General features: G+C 63.7%; 16 protein-coding genes. 4 read left to right on the forward strand and 12 right to left on the reverse strand.

Going from position 1 to position 20,819, the window contains the following annotated elements; translation table 11 throughout:
* Window positions 1–63: 63 nt before the first annotated feature.
* Together QMK33_RS03110 and QMK33_RS03115 are read left to right on the forward strand one after the other, a co-directional pair.
* Window positions 64–663, forward strand: coding sequence for a hypothetical protein (locus tag QMK33_RS03110; RefSeq protein ID WP_283563084.1), 600 nt, complete (start codon window positions 64–66; stop codon window positions 661–663).
* A 121-nt stretch (window positions 664–784) separates the two neighbouring features.
* Window positions 785–940: a hypothetical protein gene (locus QMK33_RS03115; protein WP_283563085.1), complete on the forward strand. Its 156-nt coding sequence runs from the start codon at window positions 785–787 to the stop codon at window positions 938–940.
* Window positions 941–1,033: 93 nt separating this feature from the next.
* On the opposite strand, the gene QMK33_RS03120 is transcribed toward QMK33_RS03115, so the two are convergent.
* The gene (locus tag QMK33_RS03120) at window positions 1,034–2,122 is read right to left on the reverse strand and encodes an NYN domain-containing protein (protein ID WP_283563086.1); all 1,089 of its coding nucleotides are present in this window, start codon (window positions 2,120–2,122) and stop codon (window positions 1,034–1,036) included.
* Window positions 2,123–2,356: 234 nt separating this feature from the next.
* Between QMK33_RS03120 and QMK33_RS03125 the strand changes: the two genes are divergently transcribed.
* Complete coding sequence (locus QMK33_RS03125) at window positions 2,357–5,395, forward strand: TIM-barrel domain-containing protein (protein WP_283563087.1); 3,039 nt, start codon at window positions 2,357–2,359, stop codon at window positions 5,393–5,395.
* A 127-nt stretch (window positions 5,396–5,522) separates the two neighbouring features.
* Here the strand turns inward: QMK33_RS03125 and QMK33_RS03130 are convergent, their stop codons facing one another.
* The 11 genes from QMK33_RS03130 to QMK33_RS03180 form a co-directional block, all read right to left on the reverse strand.
* On the reverse strand, window positions 5,523–6,365 hold the full coding sequence (locus tag QMK33_RS03130; protein WP_283563088.1) for a murein L,D-transpeptidase catalytic domain family protein: 843 nt from the start codon (window positions 6,363–6,365) through the stop codon (window positions 5,523–5,525).
* Between the two features lie 129 nt (window positions 6,366–6,494).
* Window positions 6,495–7,337, reverse strand: coding sequence for a murein L,D-transpeptidase catalytic domain family protein (locus QMK33_RS03135; protein WP_283563089.1), 843 nt, complete (start codon window positions 7,335–7,337; stop codon window positions 6,495–6,497).
* An 89-nt stretch (window positions 7,338–7,426) separates the two neighbouring features.
* A complete protein-coding gene (locus QMK33_RS03140) occupies window positions 7,427–8,131 on the reverse strand; it encodes a DUF4198 domain-containing protein (RefSeq protein WP_283563090.1) in 705 nt (234 codons plus the stop codon).
* A gap of 101 nt (window positions 8,132–8,232) precedes the next feature.
* Window positions 8,233–10,329, reverse strand: coding sequence for a TonB-dependent receptor (locus QMK33_RS03145; protein ID WP_283563091.1), 2,097 nt, complete (start codon window positions 10,327–10,329; stop codon window positions 8,233–8,235).
* A 27-nt stretch (window positions 10,330–10,356) separates the two neighbouring features.
* Window positions 10,357–10,575 (reverse strand): hypothetical protein, encoded by a 219-nt coding sequence (locus QMK33_RS03150; RefSeq protein WP_283563092.1) that lies wholly within the window; start codon window positions 10,573–10,575, stop codon window positions 10,357–10,359.
* Window positions 10,576–10,699: 124 nt separating this feature from the next.
* Complete coding sequence (locus QMK33_RS03155) at window positions 10,700–11,089, reverse strand: hypothetical protein (protein ID WP_283563093.1); 390 nt, start codon at window positions 11,087–11,089, stop codon at window positions 10,700–10,702.
* A 62-nt stretch (window positions 11,090–11,151) separates the two neighbouring features.
* Window positions 11,152–13,485: a TonB-dependent receptor gene (locus QMK33_RS03160; protein ID WP_283563094.1), complete on the reverse strand. Its 2,334-nt coding sequence runs from the start codon at window positions 13,483–13,485 to the stop codon at window positions 11,152–11,154.
* A 143-nt stretch (window positions 13,486–13,628) separates the two neighbouring features.
* Entirely contained in the window at window positions 13,629–14,024 is a 396-nt protein-coding gene (locus QMK33_RS03165; protein ID WP_283563095.1) for a hypothetical protein, read from the reverse strand.
* 125 nt (window positions 14,025–14,149) lie between these two features.
* Entirely contained in the window at window positions 14,150–14,893 is a 744-nt protein-coding gene (locus tag QMK33_RS03170) for a HupE/UreJ family protein (RefSeq protein WP_283563096.1), read from the reverse strand.
* Window positions 14,894–14,897: 4 nt separating this feature from the next.
* On the reverse strand, window positions 14,898–16,229 hold the full coding sequence (locus QMK33_RS03175; RefSeq protein WP_283563097.1) for a tetratricopeptide repeat protein: 1,332 nt from the start codon (window positions 16,227–16,229) through the stop codon (window positions 14,898–14,900).
* A gap of 168 nt (window positions 16,230–16,397) precedes the next feature.
* Window positions 16,398–18,605 (reverse strand): DUF4331 family protein, encoded by a 2,208-nt coding sequence (locus tag QMK33_RS03180; protein WP_283563098.1) that lies wholly within the window; start codon window positions 18,603–18,605, stop codon window positions 16,398–16,400.
* 316 nt (window positions 18,606–18,921) lie between these two features.
* Here QMK33_RS03180 and hscA point away from each other — a divergent pair, with 316 nt between their 5' ends.
* Window positions 18,922–20,796, forward strand: coding sequence for a Fe-S protein assembly chaperone HscA (gene hscA, locus QMK33_RS03185; protein WP_283563099.1), 1,875 nt, complete (start codon window positions 18,922–18,924; stop codon window positions 20,794–20,796).
* The last annotated feature ends 23 nt before the right edge of the window (window positions 20,797–20,819 follow it).

Genomic DNA, 20,819 nt, shown 5'->3' on the forward strand with positions numbered 1-20,819 from the left:
GCGGGGCCGTAATTTGGTGCCCCCGGCCGCACCTTATTACCGCCGGGTATTCGTTTGGTTCTGATGAAAGCCGTTCTTTTTGCCGGTCTGCTGACCCTCGCCGTGCTGCCCATGTGCAAGCCCGATGCCACCAAAAGCACCACCACCGCCGCCAGCCCCGCCTCGCCGGCGGCCGTGCGCGCCCAGCTCGACGTACTGCGCGACTCGGCCAACGTAAACTGGCAGCGCATGGTGGCCAGCGACGATAAAACCCTCGACAACCTGCGCGAGCTGCTGCAAGACCTCAGCAAGTACCCCGGGGCCAACCAGCCGCGGCTGGCTCAGCTGCGCGCAGAACGCGCCAGCGTGCAGAAACAGCGCTACACCCGCACAACAATGGCTTCGTCGGCGCTCATCGACCAGTACGATACCGCGCAGGACTCGCTGCTGAGGCACGTGTACACCATTGCCGCGCCCGGCGGCAATGCCCCCACCGAAGGAGTACGCGACCGCGTGGAAGCCGTGCAGGCTGCCGACCACAACGTAGTAGGCTACCGCGCCCATTATGATGCCGCCGCCAAAGCCTACAACGCCTACCTGCGAGTGCACCGCGACGAGCTGCCCAAGCTGGGCAGCAAGTACGCCGGCTTGCAACCGTTCCCGCTGTTTGAGCTGGGTCAATAGGCTGATTTAGTTGCGTTTCGGGAAATATCCGGTATATTTTGGCGGCGCTGCAACCTGTTGCATTCGGCGGGGCTCCCCACAACGTACCAGCTGCTTATTTTCCAAAACCCCACTACCACTCATGCCTAAATTCTTTACCCACCTGCGCCTGCCCCTGCTGGCCCTGCTCACGAGCTTCGCGCTCACGTCCTGCTTCGACCGCGATAAGAAGTGCGACCCAAAACCCAAAGACTGGTGTGGCACCACTACTACCACTCCCACTGGCGGAGCCAAGTAGCACCACAATTGCTAGGCCCAGCAAAATCTGCTGCTAAAAAGAAGCCTCAGCAAGAGGCTTCTTTTTAGCAGCAGATTTTGCACTGATTACTACCTACTTATCTTCCCCAGGGTTCAGCTCCCGCACGTCGGGATGCTGGTAATTGACGAGGATAACGGAGAAGGGGTGCGGCTCGCCCTCGCGCTTTTCGATGCGCACGGCCCCGGCGTCGCGCAGGTGGGTGAGCAGCTGGCGGCGCTCCCAGTCGGGCAGTTCGGGCAGCACGTCGGTGAGGCGGCGCAGGAAAGGGCTGGCCCATATCTCGGACGCATTCTGCTGGTTACCAAATTTTTGCATCTGCTCCAGCAGGAATTCCAGGCAGCGGCGCTCGTCGGGCAGCATCACGCGCCGGATGGGCAGGAAGGTGGCCGGCTCTTGCAGCAGCTGGTCCATCAGGCTGAGGGGCTTGGGGGCCGGGCGCACGGGCGCGGCGGCCGGGGTGCTGGCCGCATCCTGGGTGGTTGGGGCCGGGGTATCGGCCGCATCCTGGGCGGCCTGGCGGGCGGCGGCGGTGGGCACGCCCACGGTGCCCTGCGCGCGCAGGCGGCGGGCATCTTCGGCCAGTTGCAGGCGGGCGGCGCGGTGGTCTTCGAGGGCCTGGAGGCGCTCGGCGGGCAGCAGCCGGCGGGCATCGAGGAAGTGCTCCTGGCCCAGCATCAGCAGCAAGTCGCCGGACACGCTTTCGCGGAAACCCACCACCTTCACCTGCCGGGCCTGCCGGCGCAGGTGTTGCAGCACCGGAATGTAGTCGCGGTCGCCGGCCACCAGCACAAACGTGCCGATATCGGGCCGGGTGTAGAGCACCTCCAGCGCGTCGATGCAGAGCTGCATATCGGCCGCGTTCTTATGGTCGGTGCCCAGCACGTTGCGCGTATCCACGCCCATGAGGTACAGGGGGCCCTGCGGCCCGGTGGGCAGGCGGTCGAAATCGGCGTAGGCGTAGAGCACCAGCGAATCGAGGCCCAGCTCGCGCTTGAGCGTGTCGCGCAGGGCGCGCACCAAGTCGAGGGCGTAGTCGTGGGGGTCTTGCGGGTCGAGGTAGTGGTTTTTAAGAAAATAGTAAACGTTCTCAAAATCAATGAAAACCGCGGCATACGGCGAGGCCGCCGCCGGCACCGCCGAAAAAGTAGTAGGATTGGGCATTAGTAGTAGAATAAGAAGGCAGCCAACCACCGGATAGCCCGGTGAGCGGTAGAGCAAGAGGGTGGGGGCAAATGTCGGGGGCAGGCGGGCCGCGGCCGGCAGCGGGCCAGCTAAAAAGTCAGGGCAAGCTCATAATTAGCTGCTTTTCAAAGAAGCCCGCCGCCCGCCCGATTGTTCCTGGCTGGGCTTAGCGGCGGTGTGGTGTGGACCTTTGCGGCCTTCTGCCCTTGCCTTATGTTGTCTCCGTTTCTTTACCGCGCCGGCTGGCTGCTTCCGGCGGTTTTGTTGCTCGCCACGCCCGCCCACGCCCAGCAAGTAGGCGACCGGCCGCCCACCCAGGACCCGTTTGGCCGCCGCCCGGTGCGGGCGCGGGAGGTGCCGGGCGGACGGTATGAGTCGCACTCATTTGACACAGAAAAAGGGCTACTAACAATCCAGGCTACCGATGGCAGTAGCCGGCAAATACAGGAATGGGGTACAGGCGTCGTGAAAATCAACTACTTCGCGCCCGGTCGGCAGCCAGTGGCTGATTCATCACTGAGTGTATTGAATAACAATACATTACCTCACACAGACGGAGTAACGGTAAGGGCACCAGATGGGAAGCATGTAGTGCTGCTCGCCAACCCTTCGTCGGCCACGGCGACCACGGTTCGCCTACGCACCAACCACGGCATTATAATTATTCAAAAAAGCTCGCTGCAAGTCAGTTGGGAATATGGAAGCGATATCCTGTTCAGCGAAGCCGCCGCGCCCTTTCGCCGCCAGCCCCGCACCGCCCAATTGCCCCCACGACCGGACTCGCAGCGCCCGGGCTACGCCGCGGATGAGGGGGTGGGCACGGGGGTGCGCTTTCGCCTCGCGCCGGGCGAGCGGCTGTATGGCACGGGGGCCCGCGCCCTGCCCCTCGACCGGCGCGGCTACCGGCTGGAGCTCTACAACCAGGCCCACTACGGCTACCAGAACGGCGAGCAAAACCTGAACGTGACGCTGCCCGTGGTGCTCAGCAGCCGGGGCTACCTGCTGCTGTTCGACCACTATGCCCCGGCCTACCTCGACCTGGGCCAGCAGCAGCCCGACGCCCTCGAATACGGCGCGCGGGGCCTCAACAGCCTGAGCTACTTTGTGGTAACGGGCCGGGACCAGGGCGAAATCCTGAACCGCTACACGGCCCTCACCGGCCGGCAGCCGCTGCCGCCGCGCTGGGCGCTGGGCCTCATCCAGAGCCGCTTTGGCTACCGCAGCCAGGCCCAGATGCTGGCCGTGGCCGCCCGCATGCGCCGCGAAAACTTCCCGCTCGATGCGCTGGTACTCGACCTGTTTTGGTTTGGCGGCACCACCCGGCAGGGCGACTTTGCCTGGGACGCGGCCAATTTCCCCGACCCCGCCGGCATGATGCACGACCTGAAAGCGCAGGGCGTGCACACGATACTCATTTCGGAGCCCTACGTAATGCGTACCTCGCTGAACGATAGCCTCGTGCGCACGCAGGGGCTGGTGGGCACCACGGCGGCGGGCCGGCCGTTTACGGTGGGCTCGTTTTGGGCGGGGCCGGCGAGCATTCTGGATGTGTTTAAGCCCCAGGCCCATACGTGGCTGTGGGCGCAGTACCAGCGCCTGCACGACCAAGGGGCCGCCGGCTGGTGGAGCGACCTCGGCGAACCCGAAAACCACCCCCTGGCCATGCACCACGCGCTGGGCCCCGCCGCCCAGGTGCACAACGCCTACGGCATGACCTGGGCCCAGATTTTGCAGGACAACTACGCCCGCACCTACCCCGATGAGCGCCTCTTCAACCTGGCGCGCTCGGGCTGGGCGGGTATGCAGCGCAACTCGGTGTTTCCGTGGAGCGGCGACATCAACCGCTCGTGGAATGGCTTGCAAGCGCAGGTGCCCATCATGCTGGGCATGGGCCAGGCGGGCGTGGGCTACATGCACTCCGACGCCGGCGGCTTCGGGGCCAACGCCACCCAAGACCCCGAGCTCTACACGCGCTGGCTTCAGCTGGCGGCGCTCTGCCCCATCATGCGCCCGCACTCCGACCAGGTGGTGGCTCCCGAGCCCTACACCTACCCCGAGCCTTACAGGAGCATCGTGCGGCGGTACGCGCATCTGCGCTACGAATTGCTGCCCTATCTCTACACGCTGGCCGCGCAAAACACGCTAACGGGCGCGCCGCTGGCACGGGCTATGGATTTTACTTCGAAGGAAGAATGGGGACTTAGGAAGGAAGAATTGGATGGCGGAGACTGGGGAGTGCCCGCCTCCCCTGCCTCCGCATCTTCCCCAAGTTCAGTGGAAGAAGGTGGGGGCAAAACTGCTCTTACGCCAGCCCCCACAGCAGACCTAGCCCCACCTGGCGACCAATACCTGCTCGGCCCCAACCTGCTGGTGGCCCCCATCAACCAGCCCGGCCAGCGGCGGCGCAACGTGGTGCTGCCCGCCACGCCCGGCGGCTGGGTCGATTGGGAAACCGGCCAAACGCTGCCCGGCGGCCAAACTGTTGGGCTAAACGCGCCGCTGGAGCACATTCCGCTGCTGGCCCGTGCCGGAGCCATTGTGCCCATGACGGCCTACCGCGCCAGCACTACCGCCTACCGGCCCGACACGCTGGTGGTGCGCTACTTCCCCGACCCTAGCGTTTCGACCTCGGTTTTTACGATGTATGAAGATGATGGGCACGCTGCGCAGGCGCTCAAGCAGCAGCAATTCGCCACAATAGAATTAACTGCCAGTACTACTGATGATTACACCACCTTCACAGCCGTTGCCTCGGGCAAATACCCCGGCGCCCCCAGCCAGCGGCTGGTGCAGCTACGCATAGCCAGAGTAGCCAGCGCGCCTGTCGCGGTGCAGTTGGCAGGCCAGCCGCTAGCCGCCACCGAGTGGCACTATGATGCCGTACGCCACGAATTGCAGCTGCAATTTCCACTCGCACAGCGAGCCAGTGTCTCTGTCGCCAATTTGCGCTTGCTCACTGAGCCCGCTATGCAGCTTGACCCCGAAACCCTGACGCTCACCGCACCCGATAGCCGCACCTTCACCGGCTCGGCAGGCTTGCACTACGAGCGCTACGTGGCGGCCGATAGCCCCGCGCCGCTGCGCATTCGCAACGCGCGCGGGCAGGTGGTGCGCGAGCTGCCTACTCAAGCCGCCGCTGGTATTCATGCCCTGTCTTGGGATGGCCGCGATGCCCAAGGCCAACTGCTGACGCCCGGCGTTTATGAGGTGGAGCTGGCCGGACAACATCAGCAGCTGGTACGAATGCCGTGACTGTTTTTAGCCCGCAGAGGGCGCTGAGGTTTACGCAGAAGGCGCTGAGGCTAAAGCCCTTGTGGGACCGTATGCTTCTGCGCCTTCTGCGTAAACCTCAGCGCCCTCTGCGGGCTAAAAACAACTGTTACGAGTTGCTGGCCGGCTTCAATGAAAGCGCCGCCAACGCCACATTCTGGTTCAGGTATTTGGAAGTGTACCCGGCGTTCGACTTGCTCAGAAACAAGCAGCTACCGCCTTCCACCGCGTCGATAATCTGCGAATATTGGGCGAGCGGCAAGGCGGGGCAGCCGAGGCTGCGGCCCAGGCGGCCGTTTTGCTTGATGAATTCCTCGCTCACGTAGTCGGCGCCGTGCATCACGATGGAGCGGGCAAAGGCATTGGTGTTGAAGCCCTCATCTACGCCTTTCAAGCGGAGCGAGTGACCGTGCTTGCCCTCGTACTCCTGGCCCGTAACGTAGAAGCCCAAACTACTCATGTTGCTCTGGTCGGTGTTCGAAAACTGGTCGGCCCCATTCTCGCCCGAGTTGTGGCCGTGGGCTACCAGCGTGTGAAACAGGATTCTGTTGCTGTGCAGGTCGAGTACCCAGAGGCGCTTTTCGGTCGAGGGCAGGTCGAAGTCCACCACCGTCAGGTGCTGCTGGTTGTCGGCCAGGTGGCCGGTTTCACGCAGGTTGAGGTAGCCGGTCATCGCCTTCTCAAACACCTCGAAGCGCAGGCCCTGCTGCTCGGCACCCAAGCGGTTATAGGTCTGGCGCAGGGTTGCATCGAAGCGGGCCAGCGGCGTGAGGGCTACGGCTACTGTAGTCGTAGCAGCCGGCGTGTGGGCCGACGAGCGCATGAGCGGCCCGGCCAGCGGCGTAGCCAAAAACAGCGAGGCCACAAAGGGCAGCACGCGCCGCACAAAGCGCTGCGAGCGGCGGCGACCGTCGCGCTGGCGTTGAACTACGCTGCAATGATGCTTTTTCATAACAATTTCGACGTGAAACGTAAGTGGAAAGCGTCCGCCAAAACGAACTACCTGTTTCGAAAGATACTATACGAGATTCGAAACCGGTTGGGTAGTGCCAAACGGAACACTCGCCCAAATAATTCCGGCTCAGCGCCAGCCGCGCCGGGCAAAGCGCCGACCGGCGGCCGGCCCGTTGAGCCAACGCGAGGCCAGGCCCGGCCCGCTCACCAGCAGCAGGCTACCCGTTTGCACCGTGCTGATAATCTGCTTGTACTGCGTGGGCGGCAGCGCCGGGCAGCCCCGGCTGTAGCCCAGGTGGCCGTGCTGGCGCAGGTAGTCGGGGCTGGCATAGTCGGCGGCGTGCAGCACAATGTAGCGGTCAAAGACGTTGCTGTTTTCGCCCTTATCGAGGCCCTGCAACCGGCGCGAGTAACCGTGCTTGCCGCCGTAGGTGCCCGAGGTGCGGTAAAAACCCAGCGACGTGCACTCCGAGCTCTGCTCGTTGGAAAAGCGCCGCGCCCGCAGGTGGCCCGAGCCCAGGCCGTGAGCTACCAGGCTATGGTGCAGCACTTTAGCATTTTTCAGGTCGATAACCCACAGGCGCTCGGTAGAGTTGGGCAGGTCCATGTCGGCCACGGCCAGCAGGCCGGCCCGCTCGATGCGGCCGGTGGGGTGCAGTGTGAGGTAGCCCACGCAGGCCTGCGCCAGCACCTCGGGCCGCAGCGCGGCCGCCTCGGGCCCCAATGCGCTGTGCAGCTGGGCAATAGCCTGGCGCAGGGTATCGGGCACGCCGGCCACGGTGGGCACGGGCGTAGGCAGTAGCGAATCGGGCAGCGCCGCCCGGCGGAGCGAATCGGCGGCGGCCCGCCCCGCCAGTGGGGCCGCGCTGGCCGGGTGCGCCTGAGGCTGGCAGGCCCCCAGGCCCAGGCCGCCCAAGCTTAAAAAAGCCGCGCAGTAGGGCAAAAACGGGCGGAATGCAGCGCATCTCATTACCCAAAGTTAGCCGCGAAAAAGCAGCGCCGGCTCCCTTTTCGGCTAAAAAAAGGAACCGGCGCGGCTTTTCGGGCGGAGCCCCGCCCCTACTCGGCCACGAATACCAGCGCGGCCGTGAGGCTGAGGCGGGTGGCGTCGGGGTCAGCCGTTTGGGCAATGTCGAGGTCGTTGGCAAGGCGGTTAATGCCTTTTACCAACTTTATGGTTACCAAGCCATTGGCATCGGTATGGGGGCCTTCCTCGTTGCTGTTGTTTTCGACCATGGCGTTTGCCAGGGGCTGGCCGTCGAGCAGCAGCCGCACCTGAAAGGGCTGGCCGGCCCTGAGCGCGCCGCTAAACGCCTCGGGCACAAACTCGAAGCGTTGGCCCACAGCCTTAAACATCCAGGGCTGCCAGCGCAGCACCGTTTTGGAGTACTTGAACAGGCGCGAACCCACGCCGCCCGCGGCGGCTGGTTGGGCGGTGAGGCGCACGTTGCGGCTCTCCTTGTCCTGCAGGGTTTTGGTCCAGTAGCCGTTGTCGAAGTCGAGCACAAACATAGCGGGCTGCCCCGTGGGCTTGATGCTCAGGCCCTTAGCCGTGGGCAGGCGCGTGTAGGGCAGGAAATGCTGCTCGGCATCGAGCACCTGCAACGTCGTCACCTTAGCGGCGGGGTAGTTTTCGGGCACCTTGTGGCCGTAAAAAACCTGGTAGATGGGGCCGCCCAGCGGGTCGACCCAGGCATCGTGGGCCAGCAGCGGCAGGGCGGTGGCCGCCAGCACCAGGGCAGCGGCAGCAAGTACTTTTTTCATAACTCAGAAAAGCGAAAGGTTGGGGTGAATATTTTTTACTATTGTTAATTAATTACAAATCAACACTTTACTAAACAAGCATAGCAGGCTACAAAGCCCCTTTACTGCGTCGAGTTGAAGCCGCTGATGGGAATTTTTAGGCCCGCCGTAAACGTGCCCTTGGGCTGCGGGGCCGTGAGCAGGCTGCCACCCGAGAGAAAGGTCATCTCATCGAGGGCGCCGGTGCCGGGGTAAAACGTGCCCTGCACGTAGAGCCGGAAGCCCGCCCAGCTGGTGCGGGTATACAGGAGCTTGCCGGCCAGGCGCTGGTAGGCGCTGGTTTGCATGGTGCCGGCCTGGTCGAGATACTTGGGGCCGATGAGCTGGTCGTATAAGCTGAGGGCCAGGCGACTAACGCCGGCCGAGCGGGCCAGCAGGGGCAGGTCGAGGCCCACGGTGGCCAGGTAGCGCGGCGTGTTGGTGACGTAGCCATCGTCGGGGGCCTCGTTGAGCAGCTTGGGCTGCACGTAGGAGTAGTTGCCGAAAACCGTGGGGCCGGCGCTGGTTTCGGCCAGGCGGTAGCGGCCCTCCACCTCCACGCCCTGGCGGCGGGTGTGGCCAAAATTGGTGAGGTTACCCAGCGGGTCGACCTGCACCTCGCCGGTTTGCTCCGAATGGTAGGCCGTGAGCAGGCCGTGCAGGCGGCCGGTGGCATCGTCGGCGCTGAAACCGGCCTCGTAGCTGTTGAGGCGCGACAAGCCCAGGCTGGCATTGCCGGGCAGGTCGCCGTAGCCATCAATGCCCTTAAAGCCGCGGGCGTAGTTCGCAAACAGGCTGACTACCGGCGTGATACTAAAGGCCGCACCCACTTTGGGGTTGAAGGCGCCCACGTTGGTAGTCGTGGTAGTATTGGCCACGCTGGCCACGTCGAAGCTACCCACCCGCACGTCGTAATACAGCCGGTCGTAGCGGGCGGCGGCCGTTAGCTTGAGGCGCACCAGGGGCTGGTACTGCACCTGCGCGTAGGCCGAGGGCGTGTTCAGGGTGAGGTCGCGCTGGCGGGTTTGCGGCCCGCGCACGCGGCCCACGGTCGGAAAGCGGCTGTCGGAAGCAGCATCGGCGCGGTAGCTGACGCCGGCGGCCAGTAGCGTAGGCGCCCCGCCCAGCGTGGTGATGCGGGTGTAGCGCACGTCGCCGCCGCCGTAGGTGCGCTCGTCGCGGTCCACGCGCTGGCCCCCGCCGCCGTTGCGGAAGCGCGGAAAATTGTGGTGCAGCACGTAGAGCGTGGTGCTGAAGTAGCTGTTGGGGTTGTTGCCCTTGTAGTTGAACACCGCGTTCTGCTGGCGGGTCTGGTTGCCGTCGGTGAGGTCCACGGCGGCGCGGCGGCTGAGGGTGCCGGCCTCCACGGCCGCCCGGCTGAGATAGCTGGCCGAGCCCGAATTGTCGCCGTAGGCCTGCACCCGCAGCGTGGCCGTGCCGTGGGGCAGGGCCGCCGTTACCTTGGCCAGGCCGTTGAGGTGGTTGTCGCGGCCGTTGTCGCGGTAGCCGTCGCCGTGGGCCGCATCGAGCACCACGTAGGCGGCCACCTTGCTGCCGGGCTTGCCCAGGCCCACGATGCCCAGCGCCCGCGCCGTGCCATAAGTGCCGCCCTCCAGGGTGAGGCTGGTGGGCAGGCGGTCCTCGGTGTCGAAGCTGATGGTACCACCCAGGGCGTGGTCGCCCGAAAAGGCGCTGAACGGCCCCCGCACCACCTCAATGCGCCGGATAATCTCGGGAATGAGCGGGTTCAGGTCGGCGTAGCCATTGGCCTGAAGGTTAGACCCTTGGTTCTGGGGCACCCCATCAATAAAGAACGCGATATCGCGGGCGTGCTCGGTGGCCACGTAGCCGCGCATCTGAATGCCGTAGGCCACGCCGCCGAGCTGGAAATTGCTTACGCTCACGCCGGCCAGCGGCCGCAGCAGGTCGCCGTAGCTGGTTACGGCCTGGCGGGCAATGTAGGCGCGGCCCACCAGCGTAACGGCCGCCGGACTGGCCGTAGCCTCGGCCGAAACGGTCATTTTGCTGGTCGAAACCGTTTCGCCGCGCACTTCTACCGTGCCGAGGCGCTGCGTTTTGGTGCTGTCGGCGGGGGGGCGCTGGCCGCTAGTTTGGGCCAGGGCAAAGCCGGGCAGCAGCACGCTCGTGGCGGCGGCTGCCCACTTACAATAAATTTTCATCAAGCTGATTTACAAGTAGCTAATCAGCTAAAACGACATCGCCATCCGGCACTTGGCCTGGTAGCGCGACTGGTCGGTGCGGTGCCGGGCGCGCTGGTCGGGGGCGGCGGCAGCCAGCGCTGCGCGGGCCCCCTTGGGGTTGAGGGCGGCCAGGTTGAGACCGGCACAGGAAGTAGCGGGGCGCGGCAGACGCACCGACGAGGCAGCCGCAGCCAGCGCCACGGTATTGGAAGACAGGAAATGCATGAAAATGAGCGGAATAGCAGCGCCTGGCGCACGCCGGCGCACTGCCTGGTGGGGATAAAACACAGTGGCCGAAGCGGCTGGCAGCCGCCCCAGCCGCCGCCGCCGGGCAGGCGGCCGCGTGGGCTTATCCCCGGCGGGGCGGGTCGTAAAGGCGGCCCCGCACGCCGGCCGGCGTGCCGGCCGCGTACCAGGCCAGCGGCCGGGCGTTGCGGCCTACAAACGGGCGGCCCGCCGTCCCTTCCGCGGCGGGCAGGCAGTGCAGGTCCACACCCTTCAGCGAGGTGAGGAGCTGCTGCAAGGGCACGGGTTTGTGGCCCTTCTGCACGTGGTATTGCACACCGTTGCAATCGTCGAAGCAGCTGCCGCCGCGCCAGGCGTTTTGGAGCTGGCAATCGGGGCTGTGCACGTAGCCGTAGGCCCGCGCCACTGGCGGCGCGGGCCGCCCGCCTACGCTAGCGCACACCACCAGCAGGTAGTTGAGCACCAGCATCATAACGAGAAGCGAGCGGGACACGGCGGTGAAGGGTTAGTTGGTTTTTAGGACTTGCGTAGTGACGGGCATCTTTGCGCAAATCGTTAGAAAAAGATGCTGGCATTAGCCCGCACGTAGACTGGCGTGCCGGGCGTGAAATTTAGTTGATTAACCGAAGCAGACTCACCGCGCAGCTGGCTGTCGGTGGCAAACTGGGCCTCGTTCCACTTGGCATTGAGCAGATTTTGGCCCGTGATGCCGAGCTGGTAGCGCGGCTGGGTATAGTTGACCACCGCATCGAGCAGGAAGTAGCCCACGGCCCGAATGGCATTGTCTTCCTGGGCCGGGCGGTTGTCGATGTGGCGGTAGCGCAGGCTGATGTTCAGGCCCTTAGGGCTGCGCATGGTGATGCCGCCGATGCTGGTAAATGTGGGTGCCAGCGGAATGTAATTCTCGCCCTCGGGCGCGTCGATGATGCGGCCGTGGCTGTAATTGAAGTCGCCATCGAGGAAAAAGCGGGTCGAGAGCTGGTAGCGCGCCGACACATCGACGCCGAAGCGGCGCGTGGGCCCCACACTTTCGGTGGTGCCCTCATCGCCCGAGTACACCAGCTCATCTTCGAGGTGCAGCGTCCAGAGGGCGGCGTTTATCACCAGCGCCGGCACCGGCTTAAAGGTGCTGCCCACCTCGGCGCCCAGAGCGCGGGGCAGCGCGTTGAAATTGCCGGTGCCCTGCACCACACCGCGCGCATCATTCGAGTGGAAACCCAGGCCCGAGCGCGCAAACAGTTGCACCGCCGGCGAAAGCTGGTAGTACAGGTTAAGCTTGGGCGACACCCGGGCGCGGGTAACGCGGCCCGCCAGCGGCACAAAGCCGGCCGCCGAATCGGCCCGCTGCCCCCGAAAATCAAACACAAACACGTCGGCCCGCACCGCCGCGTTCACCGTGAGGCGGTCGGTAAGGGTCAGGGTCTCGTCGAGGTAGGCGTTGATATTCTGCTCGTGGAGGCGGCCGGTACTCACGGTATCCAGGATGCGGCGCTGCACGGCGTGGCGCAATTGCAGGCCGCCCTCGTCAATGCGGGTGCCCAGGCCAAAGGTCGAGTGCAGATTGCGGGTGCCCAACTGGTCGTCGCGGTCGTAGGTACCGGTGTAGCCGTAGAGATTACGGCCGGTGTCGGTCTGGGCTATCTCGTCGCCATTAACGGGGTCGTTCTTGAAAAAGGTAAAGTTGGAGAACAGGTTGAAGTAGTAGCGCGAGTAGTACACCTGCTGGCGCAGCACGGCATCGTGGGGCAGCGCGGTGGTGAGCACGGCGTAGGCGTTGGTGCGGCGCGTGTTGCCGCCCTCACTGGCATCGATACTGCCAAACCTCGATATAATACCCTCATCCACTGGGCGTTGTGGTATTTGGCCGCTGGCATCCCAGCTGGAGGCGAAATGCGAGCCAAACAGCGTGAGCGAGGTTTTATCCGATAGCTGGCCCGTGTACTTGGCCATGCCGTTGAAGCGCTTGAAGTGCTGCGGGTTATCGAAGTACGAGTTGGTAAAGTTATACTCGGCGGCCACGTAGGCGCTTTCGGGCCGCTTGCTGAGCAGGTGGTGGGTGCCCAGCAGGTCGAGCATCACCAGCGCCCGGTAAGTATCGAACTGGCCCACTTCTACTTTCACCTGGCTATGGTCGAGGCTGGTTTTGGTGCTGAACTCGCCCGCGCCGGCCGTGGCAAAGTCGCCGAAGCGCGCCGTGTAGGGGCCTTTGTACACCTTGAGCTGCTCCACCGTTTCGGGAATCACGAAGTGAAAATCGGCGTAGCCCTGGCCGTGGGCGTGGCTCACCATGTTCACGGGCAGGCCGTCGATGCTCACCGCAAAGTCGGTGCCGTGGTCGGCGTCGAAGCCCCGCACGAATATCTGCTCGGCCTTGCCGCCGCCCGCGTGCTGCGCAATGAAGAGGCCAGGCACCAGCCGCAGCAGGTCCTGGGCCGAGTTGATGGGCCGCAGCGTCTGGTCGATGTGCGAGATGGCGGCCAGCGTCTGGTTGGGGTCGCGGGGCTGGCTCACGGTTACCTCGCTCAGGTTGAGGCTGGTGGTGGCCAGCGCTACGGCAAGACCGCGCGTTTCGCCGGCCAGCAGCGTTACCGTTTTGGTGGTGAGACGGTAACCCAGCGCGCCCAGCCGCACTTGGTAGGTGCCGGGGGCCACCCCAGTGAGGCGAAACTGCCCCAGCGCATCGGTGGCGGTGCCGCCGGGCTGGCCCACCAGCCCCACGCTCACGCCCGCCAGCGGCTGGCCCGAGAGCGAGTCGGCCACGGTGCCGCGCAAGGCGGCCGGGCGCTGCGCCTGCGCACCCAGCGCCAGCAGCAGCATGGCCACTAATAGCCCCAGCGACTGCCAACGCAGCCCCTGCTTGAAATTTCCCACAAAGTAATTGACTTGCATACCAACGAATTAGCCCCGCCCGCGCGCCCACCAAAGGGCGCAACATCGGCGCTAGCTTAAAAAAGTAAAACGGCCCACGTTGCTAGGCCTTGGGCCCGCGTAGTGGTTCCGGCGGCCGGGCGGCTGCGGGAAGCTGGGCAGTTTTAGCCGCGCTGGGGTGGGGGGTAGTCGGGCGCACCCAAGCTGGGGCGCGGGGCAGGGTGGGCCAGGGCGCGGCGCGCGGCCAGCTGGGCCCAGTGGCGCGGGGCGGCCAACATGGCTAGCGGGCCGGTGGCGCAGTGCACATCCAAGCCCTTGAGCTGTGCCAGGTAGTGCAGGCCGGTGCCGGTGGGCAGCTTGGTCTTTACCTCGTGCTGGTTGCCGTTGCAGTGCTCAAAGCAATCGAGCCGCAGGTAGTTATGCTGCTGGCACTCTTTGCTGTGCACGTAGGGGTGTGCAGCGGTGAAAAGCGGCTCCGGGGGCCGGCTCACGAGCAGGCCCGCCCCCACTACCAGCAGGTAGTTGAGCAGCAAAAGCCAAGTGAGCAGTGAACGGAGCATAGGAAATAAAACAACTGCGTGAAGCTACGCAATTAGGTAGTGGTTCGGTTTAGCAATCAAGGGCTTGTTGACGAAATAAGTACTTATTCTAACCAAAACAAGCATCGGCAAACGGCTGGGCTAATCTACGCCAGCAGTCGGTCTACGGTCCAGTAGGCGGCCACCAGGCCAATAACCACCGACACCGGGATAATGACCCGCGCCCGGTACCAGGTCCGGTCGGCGGCCCAGCGGCCCACCAGCGCCCAGCACAGCATAATGACGGTAACCTGGCCCAGCTCCACGCCCACATTAAATGAGATGAGCGAGCCGAAATAAGCCTGCTTCGGTAGGCCCAACCCGGTGAGCGCGCTGGCGAAGCCCATGCCGTGAATCAGCCCGAAGCCGAACACGATAGCTATGCGCCAGGGACTTAGCTTAGTCGTAAGGATGTTCTCAATCGCCACAAACATAATGGAGAGTGCGATAATCGGCTCCACCACGCTGCCCGGCGGCTTAATGATGCCGTACATGGCCAGCCCCAGCGTGATGGAGTGCGCCACCGTGAAGGCCGTGGCCTGCCACAGCACCGGCTTGAGGCGCGGCTCTAGGATGTAGAGGCTGATGATGAACAGGATATGGTCGAAACCCAGCGGAATAATGTGCGTGAACCCCAGCTGGATATACGTCCAGAAAATGGCCGTGCGCGAGAGCTTGCTCAGGTCGGCATCGATGACGTGGGCGGCGGCGGGCAGGCTGGCGAGCAGCACCAAGAGCAAAACCCGCCCCGCGCCGGCGTGGCGCAGCCACGACAGCAGCGCGTTGTCGTTCGGGTGTCGTTCGGGTGCAATTGCTTCGCTGTGCTCGCAATGACTGATAATTTTCGCCATTTTATTAGCGGGCGGCCAGCATTTTGCGGCCTTCGGCTTCAACCTCAGGGTTGAGGTAGGGTGCGGTTTCCAGGGCTTTCGTAATGAGGGCCTGGCCCTCGGCGACTTTGCCGGTTTTGGTGAGGATGAGGCCAGCGCGGCACAGTAGCACGGGATTTTGGGAGTTGGTGCGGCGAGCCACGGTCATGTACTTCAGCGCATCAGGAAAATTACCGCGCTTGTAGTAGACCCAGGCCAGGGTTTCGTTCACGTCGATGTTGTCGGGGCGGCGGGCGTACTCGATTTTGGCGTGCTCCAGGGCCTTGTCCAGCTCGTTGGTTTTGAGGTAGGCGTAGGCCAGCTCGCGGTCAGTGTAGTGGCCAAGCTCCTCGTTGTCATTGGCTTGCTTGGCGGCGTCGGCCAGCATCTCGACCGATTCGCGGGCCATTTTCTCGGCTTCCGCGGGCTGGTTGTTGAGGCGGTACACATCCACCAGCTCGTCGGTAAAGGCGTAGTCTTTTACGGTGGCGCGGGCCAGGTTCAGGTTTTTGATGGCGGTGGCGTAGTCCTTATGGGCGGCGGCCACGCGGGCCAGGCCGGCCAGGGCGTAGGCGTAGTTGGGGCGCATGGCCAGGGCCTGCGCGTAGTAGCCCTGGGCTTTGTCGAGCTGGCCACTCACTTCGTAGAGGTGGCCCAGGGCCACGCGGCTCCACTCGGTTTGCTCCAGGCCGTTGTAGCCGGCTTTCACGGCCATGTCCATGGCCTGAATGGCACCCGGCAGGTCGCCATGAATCTCGCGCAGGTAGCTCACGCGAGTGTAGGCGGTGAGGTCGGGGCGCACCTGGTTCATCTTGTCGGCCATTTTCACGGCCTGGTCGTAGCGGCCCAGCTCCACGTTGGCATCAGTGAGCAAGCCATAGACGTAGCCGCTTTGCGGGTTGATGGCCTGGGCCTGCTCGGCCAGGGCCAGGCCCTGCGAAAAGTGGTGCTGCGTGAGGCTCAGCGAGGCCTGGCAGCAGAGGGCTTCGAAGTTCTCGGGGTCGGTTTTGAGCACCTCTTGCAGCAGCTGCATGGCGGCGGCGTCGTAGTACGGATGGTTGCCGGTTACGCGGCCTTCCTGCATGTAGGCTTCTGCCAGCAGCAGGCGGCTTTTCTGGTCGGCGGGGTTGCTGCGCAGCTTGGCCAGCAGGCCTTCCATCGAGGCTTTGGTGTTCACCCACTCGCCGCCCAGGGCCAGGTTGCCGATGCGGTCTTTGGGCGCAGGCAGGGTGGGCGCGGCGGGCTTTTTGAAGAAAACGATGGCTACTACTGCCACCGCAAAGGCCAGCAGCAGCGCAGGATATAGTTTTTTACGCATGGGCGGGATGTGGAATAGATTATCGGATAGCCAGTTAATTTAAAGGGCCTACTGGGCCAGTTTACCGGCAAGCTACGAAGATAAAAGAGCCGCCGCTAGCTGAATTAAGCTAACCGACGGCCCTTTTTCTTTAGCACTCAGCCGCCAGTGCAAGCGGCCGGGCAGTTGCTAGCGGCGCTCTACGCGCAGCGACTGAACCAGCGTTTTGCCCATGTAAATGGAGGCAATGTACTGGCCGGGCACTATCGAAGCGTTCGGCTGCCACTTCACTTCGTTTACACCAGCGGCGTAATCCTTAGCGGGGATGGTAGCTACCAAACGGCCCATTACATCCCGAATCTGCACGTTCATGTTGGAAGCAACGGCCAGTTCGAAGTGCAGCGTGGTGCTGCCGTTCGAAGGGTTGGGGTAAGCCGAAGCTTTGGCCAGGTTCTGCGACAGGCCCAGCGTGGGGCTACCCGTTAGCTGCGCCAGGGCTACGCGCTGGGCGTTGGTGCCACTCCAAGGAGTTTGGGCGTAGGGGAACGTAGTGCGGAAGGTAGTATCGTTTTTCTCCACGTTCGTGGTGAAAGTCAATACGTTGCCCAACTGCGCCGTTACGGGGTCAACTGTGGTACCCACCGTGTAGTCGTCGTACCACAGGCCGATGGCTGCCAGTACTACGCCACCCACTGCTTGCAGCTCGATGCGCGTTACGTCGTCTTCGAGGCGACGGCCGTTCGGGAAGCCGTCCATGTTCGGGATGGCGGTGTAGGCGGCACCGCCAGCCGTGTAGCGCGCATCGGTGAGGCCTAGCTTGGCGGCAGCCAGCAGACCCTCCGAGCTAAAGTCGGTCGAGGTGCGGGAGGTAGGTGCTACGGCCAGGTTAATGCGCAGCATGTCACCATAGGTCGGCAGGAAGTTGTTGATGAACGGCTTGCCGGCCGTCAGCGGGTTATTACCCGTTTTACCGGTTGCCAGCTGGTAGGGAGGCAGGTTAGGCACCCCGGTGTGGAATAGGGGCAGCAAGTCTACCGAGCGCGGGGCACCACTGTTGCCTTCGTTTAGTAGCAGTTCACCAAAACCGCCATCTGCGCTGCGTGCAAGGGCAGTGCCGGCCGTAAGCGCGTTGCCCAAAAGCGGAGCCAGGCCCGGTGCGCCATTGCGGAAGTCGAAGCCGCCAGCAAAAGCGCCGGGTAGCAAGCCAGCCAGCGACTTGGTCTGGATGCGCAGCGGCCCTAAGCCTGGTACGGCTCCACCATAGTATGTTTGACCAGTGGGCTTGGGAGCCGCGCCGTTCTTGGGCACGTCGTCAGCCATGTACAAGCCCAACTCGGGGTTTTTCAGGTTGGCCTGATACTTAGCCAAGCCCGAGCCAGCCGGGGCTGGGTAGGTACCGTAAGGGGAGCCGGCGTTCCAGCCATCCTTGTCGCCAATGGCGCTGATAACCTCGTTGGTAAGCGGCATACCGATGCGCGATACCTGCACGTAATTGCCGGTTTCGCTGCGGGTACCATCGGCGTTGATGGTGCGTAGCGACAAGCGGCTGGCCGAAGCCCACACACCAATGGTGAACGGCGATACGGGCGAAGCCCCCGCACCAGCCAGCGGGTTGGTCGTCGCCGTCAGGGCCGGCGTACCGGCCTTCACCAGTGCCGATACCGGCACCTGCATCACAATGCTGTGCACGTTCTTACGGGCCAGGCCGTCGCGGGCAGCACCCGCCGTACGCACACCGCCCAAGTCGAAAATAGCCCCCAGGTCAGCGAAGAAAGCGTCGTCGGTAGGACCACAGAAAATCTTCATGCCATTCACCGTCTGAATGGTGCTCTCGGCGTAGGCCTGGTAGCTAGCCTTGCCTAAACCGGCCGGGTTGGTAATGGAGGCTGGCCCGATGTTCGGGGCCGGCACTACGCCGGCCGCCACCACCGTGGTAAAGGCTGCGCCGCCAATGCTCTGCTCCAGCTTGTACGTGGTCTTGAGGTTCTCTTTACCCAGCCGCACCCGGAAAAAGGTGGTAGGGTCCTCGTTGGCCCGCGTGAAGGTAAAGCGATAGGTAATGTCGTCGCCGGTAGTGGTGGTGTTGTTTTTAACGTGAATCTCGTAACGGATATTCTCGCCAAAGGTGTTAAAGTTTGGCCCGCCCTGCGGCAGCTCAAACGGAATGTAGTTGGCCACAATCGTCACGGTAGCATTGCCATCGTTGGTGGGCGCATCGGGCGAGCGGAAAACGTACAGGTCGGTGTTGTCGGCCAGCGGGTCGTCGGCAATGAGGGGGGCTTCGCGGTGCGAAGAGGCCTCCAGGTGGTTGATATGGCCGCTCCACGTGAGCAGGCCGCCCACGGCGGCAGCAGCTAACGCTACTTGGAGAGCGGGACGGGTAAGCAGTTTTTTCATGAAAAAAAGAAAAGGAAATGGTGGAAAGATGCTAAAATTTAACTGGATAATTCTACGTTTTTTCGCCCTGATAATAAGTACTTTATCCGTAATATTTTCTTATTTCCTCTCACCTACGCCGTAAGCCATCTGCTGGTTCGCAGGCTTCGCTCATATGCCCGAATCTTATACCTTCCCAACTTTTGTCGCGGCCCTGGCTTGTGCTAAGGGCCGGCCGGGCAGCCCGCCCCCGCCGGGCGTACTTTTGCGGGCCGGGCGGCGTTTTTTTTCACTTGTTTGTTAGTTAGCCGCGGCTGCGCGGCTGCTCTGTTTTCTTATGGCTAAAGTTGCCATCAACCTCGCCACCGGCGCCGTTCAGCAGGAAGAGCTGATTGTGGGCATCGACTTGGGCACCACCAACAGCCTCGTGGCCTACGTGCACCCCGAAACCCGCCAGCCGGCGGCCATCAACGACCTGGGCCGCGGCACCATTGTGCCCTCAGTGGTGCACTTTCCGGCCGATGGCAGCTCGCCCTTGGTAGGCAACGACGCCCGCGATTTTCTGCTCTCCGACCCCGCCCACACCATTTACTCGGTGAAGCGCCTTCTGGGCAAAAGCTACCGCGACTTGGGCCAGCACGCCGGCCAGCTGGGCTACAAGGTGATTGACGACGACACCGAGGGCCTGGTGAAGGTGCGGGTGGGCGACCGCTTCTACTCCCCCATCGAGCTGTCGGCCGACATCCTGCGCGAGCTGCGCCACCGCGCCGAGCACGCCCTCAAAACGCCGGTGCGCCGCGCCGTGATTACGGTGCCCGCCTACTTCAACGACTCGCAACGCCAAGCCACCCGCGACGCCGGCCGCCTGGCCGGCCTGGAGGTGCTGCGCATTGTGAACGAGCCCACCGCCGCCGCCCTGGCCTACGGCATCGGGCTGGACCCCGACGAGGAAAAAACCGTGGCCGTGTACGACCTCGGCGGCGGCACCTTCGACATCAGCATTCTGCGCCTGCACCAGGGCATTTTTGAGGTGCTGAGCACCCACGGCGATACCTGGCTGGGCGGCGATGATATGGACCGCGCCGTAGTGGAGCACTGGCAGTCAACGTTCAACCTACCAAGTACTTACCAGGAAATACCTGCCCTGCAACAGCAGCTGCGCCTGGCCGCCGAAATGGCCAAGCGCTACCTTAGCCAGCACGACGACTTCACGACCCAGCTCATCGACGGCGACGAAAACGTGACCAGCGTCACGCTCACCCGCGCCGCGTTCGACGGCCTCATCGGGCCGCTGGTGGCGCGCACCATTGCCGCCTGCCGCCAGGCCCTGGGCGATGCCCAGCTGCCCGCGTCGGCCATCAACGCGGTGCTGCTGGTGGGCGGCTCCACGCGCGTGCCGCTGGTGCACGCCGAGGTGAGCAGCTTCTTTGGCCAGGAGGCCAATAACTCGCTCAACCCCGACGAGGTAGTGGCGCTGGGCGCGGCCATTCAGGCCGATATCCTGGCCGGCAACCGGCGCGACGTGCTGCTGCTCGACGTGACGCCCCTCACGCTGGGTATCGAAACGCTGGGTGGGCTCATGGACGCCATTATTCCGCGCAACTCCAAAATTCCGACCAAGGCCGGCCGCCAGTACACCACCAGCGTCGATGGCCAGGTGAACCTGAAAATTGGTGTCTATCAGGGTGAGCGCGACCTGGTTAGCGAAAATCGCAAGCTGGGCGAGTTTATACTCAGCGGCATTCCGGCCATGCCCGCCGGCCTGCCCAAAATCGACGTCAACTTCTTCCTCAACGCCGACGGCATTCTGCGCGTGGAGGCCGTGGAGCTGCGCTCCGACACCCGCCAGCAGGTCGATATCAAGCCCCAGTACGGCCTCACCGACGACCAGGTGGAGCAGATGCTGATGGACTCGCTCCTCAACGCCAAACAGGACGTGGCCGCCCGCCTGCTCATTGAGGCGCGCACCGCCGCCGAGCAGCTGCTTTACCAGGTCGGCCGCTTCCTCAAAAAGAACGCCGAGCATCTGGAAACCAGCGAGGTAGCCACCACCACCGCCAAAACCGACGAACTCAGCCAAGCCCTCACCGGCAATGACCGCGACCTCATCCTCAAGCGCATGGACGAGCTCGACGAGCTGACCCGCCCCTACGCCGAGCGCGTGATGAATATCTCCATCAAGCAAGCCATGAGCGGCAAGAAAATCGGCTAGCCGCCCCGGCCGGCTACTATGCA

This window comes from Hymenobacter sp. H14-R3 (assembly GCF_030063445.1).
In the GTDB taxonomy this organism is placed as follows: Bacteria; Bacteroidota; Bacteroidia; order Cytophagales; family Hymenobacteraceae; genus Hymenobacter.

Excerpts from the sequence above, each read along its gene's own strand:
- QMK33_RS03110 (WP_283563084.1), top strand. The coding sequence starts at position 64 with ATGAAAGCCGTTCTTTTTGCCGGTCTGCTGACCCTCGCCGTGCTGCCC.
- QMK33_RS03115 (WP_283563085.1), top strand. The coding sequence starts at position 785 with ATGCCTAAATTCTTTACCCACCTGCGCCTGCCCCTGCTGGCCCTGCTC.
- QMK33_RS03120 (WP_283563086.1), bottom strand. The coding sequence starts at position 2,122 with ATGCCCAATCCTACTACTTTTTCGGCGGTGCCGGCGGCGGCCTCGCCG.
- QMK33_RS03125 (WP_283563087.1), top strand. The coding sequence starts at position 2,357 with ATGTTGTCTCCGTTTCTTTACCGCGCCGGCTGGCTGCTTCCGGCGGTT.
- QMK33_RS03130 (WP_283563088.1), bottom strand. The coding sequence starts at position 6,365 with ATGAAAAAGCATCATTGCAGCGTAGTTCAACGCCAGCGCGACGGTCGC.
- QMK33_RS03135 (WP_283563089.1), bottom strand. The coding sequence starts at position 7,337 with ATGAGATGCGCTGCATTCCGCCCGTTTTTGCCCTACTGCGCGGCTTTT.
- QMK33_RS03140 (WP_283563090.1), bottom strand. The coding sequence starts at position 8,131 with ATGAAAAAAGTACTTGCTGCCGCTGCCCTGGTGCTGGCGGCCACCGCC.
- QMK33_RS03145 (WP_283563091.1), bottom strand. The coding sequence starts at position 10,329 with ATGAAAATTTATTGTAAGTGGGCAGCCGCCGCCACGAGCGTGCTGCTG.
- QMK33_RS03150 (WP_283563092.1), bottom strand. The coding sequence starts at position 10,575 with ATGCATTTCCTGTCTTCCAATACCGTGGCGCTGGCTGCGGCTGCCTCG.
- QMK33_RS03160 (WP_283563094.1), bottom strand. The coding sequence starts at position 13,485 with ATGCAAGTCAATTACTTTGTGGGAAATTTCAAGCAGGGGCTGCGTTGG.
- QMK33_RS03165 (WP_283563095.1), bottom strand. The coding sequence starts at position 14,024 with ATGCTCCGTTCACTGCTCACTTGGCTTTTGCTGCTCAACTACCTGCTG.
- QMK33_RS03170 (WP_283563096.1), bottom strand. The coding sequence starts at position 14,893 with ATGGCGAAAATTATCAGTCATTGCGAGCACAGCGAAGCAATTGCACCC.
- QMK33_RS03175 (WP_283563097.1), bottom strand. The coding sequence starts at position 16,229 with ATGCGTAAAAAACTATATCCTGCGCTGCTGCTGGCCTTTGCGGTGGCA.
- QMK33_RS03180 (WP_283563098.1), bottom strand. The coding sequence starts at position 18,605 with ATGAAAAAACTGCTTACCCGTCCCGCTCTCCAAGTAGCGTTAGCTGCT.
- hscA (WP_283563099.1), top strand. The coding sequence starts at position 18,922 with ATGGCTAAAGTTGCCATCAACCTCGCCACCGGCGCCGTTCAGCAGGAA.